This window comes from Bacillus sp. P4_D3 (assembly GCF_056401855.1).
On the sequence record NZ_JBFUIN010000367.1, the window covers coordinates 1 to 3,143 of the forward strand.

The following is a 3,143-nucleotide window of genomic DNA, read 5'->3' on the forward strand; positions in this document are numbered from 1 at the left end:
GGATTAGAATCGTATCGTTTTTCTATTTCTTGGGCGAGAATTTTGCCGACTGGAGATGGAGAGGTAAATGAAAAAGGAATAGCATTTTATAACAACTTAATTGATGAATGTTTAAAATACGGGATTGTACCGTTTGTAACTTTATATCATTGGGATCTACCATTAACTTTAGAAAAAGACGGTGGATGGACGAATAAACGAACAGCAGAAGCTTTTGTAAAGTACGCAGAGATTTGCTTTAAGGCATTTGGTGATAGAGTTAAACATTGGATTACTTTTAATGAAACAGTGATGTTTTGTGGATTAGGGTACTTAAAAGGTGCACATCCACCTGGAATACAAAATGATGTTCCAAAGTACTTTCAAGCGACTCATTATGTATTTTATGCGCATGCAAAAACAGTTGCAGTGTACAAGCAGCTGAAACAATATGGAGAGATTGGGATTACGCATGTTTTCTTACCTGCTTATAGTGTGGATGATCAAAAAGAAAATATACTAGCAGCAAATCATGCGAATGAATATGAAATGTATTGGTACTATGATCCAGTTTTAAAAGGTGAGTATCCGTCTTATGTTGTGCAGGAATTAAAGGAAAAAGGATGGACTCCTAATTGGACGGTTGAAGAATTAGAAATCATTAAACAAAATGCCGAAAAAAATGATTTTATTGGCTTGAATTATTATCAACCGATACGAGTAGAAAAATACGATATGGATATAAAGAGCGAGGAGCATTCTCGAGAAAGCTCAACACTTGCTCCGGGTAACCCTTCTTTTGATGGGTTTTATCGAACAGTTAAAATGGAAGATAAAACATATACAAAATGGGGATGGGAAATATCTCCGGAAGGTTTCTTAGATGGATTGCATATGTTGAAAGAACGTTACGGTGACATAAAGATGTATGTGACAGAAAACGGATTAGGTGATGAAGATCCAATCATTGACGGAGAAATTGTAGATGTTCCGAGAATTAAATTCATTGAAGAGCATTTAAAAGTAATGAAGCGTGCGATTCAAGAAGGGATTAATTTAAAAGGCTATTATGCATGGTCAGTTATTGACTTGTTAAGTTGGCTAAATGGATATAAAAAGCAATATGGCTTTATTTTTGTCGATCATAATGATAACTTAAAACGTAAGAAGAAACTTTCGTTTCATTGGTATAAGCATATTATCGAAACGAGAGGAGAAAATTTATAAAAGATAAAAGAGTATTTTAGGAGAAAGTGTATGAGTGCAAAGTATAAACAAATTGCAGATATTTTAGAGCAAGACATTCGAGAAGGACTTTTTAATGAAACGAAAAAACTACCTACAGAAGAAGCGTTGATGAACCGATTTGAAGTAAGTCGTAATACGATACGTAAAGTGATTAGCCAGCTTGTTAATAGAGGCTATATTTTTCAAGTGCAAGGTAGTGGCATGTTTTTACGTGAAACTTCTGTAACAGATTACATTAATCTAGGCAGTTTGCGTGGATTAACGAAAAACCTCGTTTCACAAAATATTGAAACGAAAGTGTTAGAGCTTGAAGTAATAGATGCGGACGAAGAGATAGCAAAGCGGATGCAATGTGAAGTTGGAACTAGGTTATATTTTTTGAAGCGCTTAAGAATTGTAGATGGGAAACCATTCTCTATTGAAGTAAGTTATTTCAAAAAGGATATCATTCCTTATTTGAATGAAGAAATAGCATTAAGCTCTGTATACAGTTATTTCATTGAAGATTTACGATTAAATATTGGCTTTGCCGATAAAGTTATTAGTTGTGAAAAAGTAAATAAAGAAAATGCACAGCTTTTAGAAATAAATGAAGGTGATCCGGCACTTCTTATTGAAAATACAGTTCATCTTGTAAATGGAACCATTTTTGAGTTATCTCAATCGATGTTTCATTATGAAAAGACCAAACTTTTAAATCGGATTAATTTTAAGTGAAAATGAATATAATTAGCCTTGTAAAAAAGCAACTGATTCTAGGAGATCAGTTGCTTTTTATTTTGAAGTGGATGAGCAAAAAAACCTAAAAGTGGTTGGTCCGTTTTTCGCAAACTTCCATTATGATAAGAGAAGAAAGGTAGTATTTTATTGTACCTTAAGAAKGACATTTTATATGTATCTTCTTTGTTTAAATAGACTGGTTTTAGAGAGGTGAAAAGACAATGAGTTTTGCGATTTCACTAGTTGTTATTATTGTAGTTGTATCACTGTTTGGGACCGTACTAGTTGCACGAAATGTGGAGGAGAATTACGGTAAGTCTACAAAGAGGAATGTGAAAAACTTATCAGCTATCTATATCATTCTTCTTTTAGTGCTTCTTGTAGGAGTTACTTGGTATGCGGTCGTTATTTTATAGAGTTTATATATGATGAAGGAGTTAATATATTGATGAAAAATGAGCGCCACGTTTTAGTTGTTTTCCCGCATCCAGATGATGAGTCATATTGCGTGGCTGGCACAATTTTGGCCTATACTGAGCAGAAAGTCCCTCTTACTTATGTTTGCTTAACACTTGGTGAAATGGGGAGAGCAATGGGGAATCCACCTTTTGCAACACGGGAGTCTTTATATGCTATTAGAGAGAAAGAGTTAAAGCGAGCTACAAATATTTTAGGGATTGAAGATTTACGTATGATGGGATATCGTGATAAAACTCTTGAATTTGAAGAGCCTGAAAAATTAAGAAGTCTGATTCAAAACTGTATTGAAGAATTGAATCCTTCTGTAGTTATTTCTTTCTATCCTGGGTATGCAGTTCATCCAGATCACGATGCAACAGGGGCAGCGGTAGTAGAGGCATTAGCTAATATTTCGGAAAGTAAACGACCGGTCTTTTATGCTGTAGCTTTTTCGAAAAATCATGAAGACGAAATAGGCCCTCCGGATTTTAAAAATGAAGTGACGGAATATGTTCCGAAAAAATTAGAGGCATTACGAACACATGCATCACAATTTGCAACTAAAGTGGATGAGCTGGAAAGAGAGTATGAAGACGGTGTTCCAGAAACAGTTGAGTGGTTAGAAAGAGAGCCGTTTTGGATATATCCATTAAAGAATAAGAAAATGTAGTGCTATAACTGAAGGGGATTTATATGTATTTTATATATAAAAATCAAAAGGTTTATTACAATATAGA

General features: G+C 34.2%; 4 protein-coding genes. All 4 read left to right on the top strand.

The features are described 5' to 3' along the window. The coding region (locus AC1DTM_RS21150; RefSeq protein WP_477000799.1) for a glycoside hydrolase family 1 protein at positions 1-1,206 on the top strand (1,206 nt) is incomplete at its 5' end. Positions 1,207-1,236: 30 nt separating this feature from the next. After that, positions 1,237-1,944 carry a GntR family transcriptional regulator gene (locus AC1DTM_RS21155; protein ID WP_002111317.1) on the top strand — a complete coding sequence of 236 codons (708 nt, stop codon included), beginning with the start codon at positions 1,237-1,239 and terminating at the stop codon, positions 1,942-1,944. A gap of 224 nt (positions 1,945-2,168) precedes the next feature. Beyond that, positions 2,169-2,363, top strand: a complete 195-nt coding sequence (locus AC1DTM_RS21160; protein WP_002066705.1) for a hypothetical protein — start codon at positions 2,169-2,171, stop codon at positions 2,361-2,363. Positions 2,364-2,395: 32 nt separating this feature from the next. Beyond that, positions 2,396-3,076, top strand: coding sequence for a bacillithiol biosynthesis deacetylase BshB2 (gene bshB2, locus AC1DTM_RS21165; protein ID WP_016105942.1), 681 nt, complete (start codon positions 2,396-2,398; stop codon positions 3,074-3,076). The last annotated feature ends 67 nt before the right edge of the window (positions 3,077-3,143 follow it).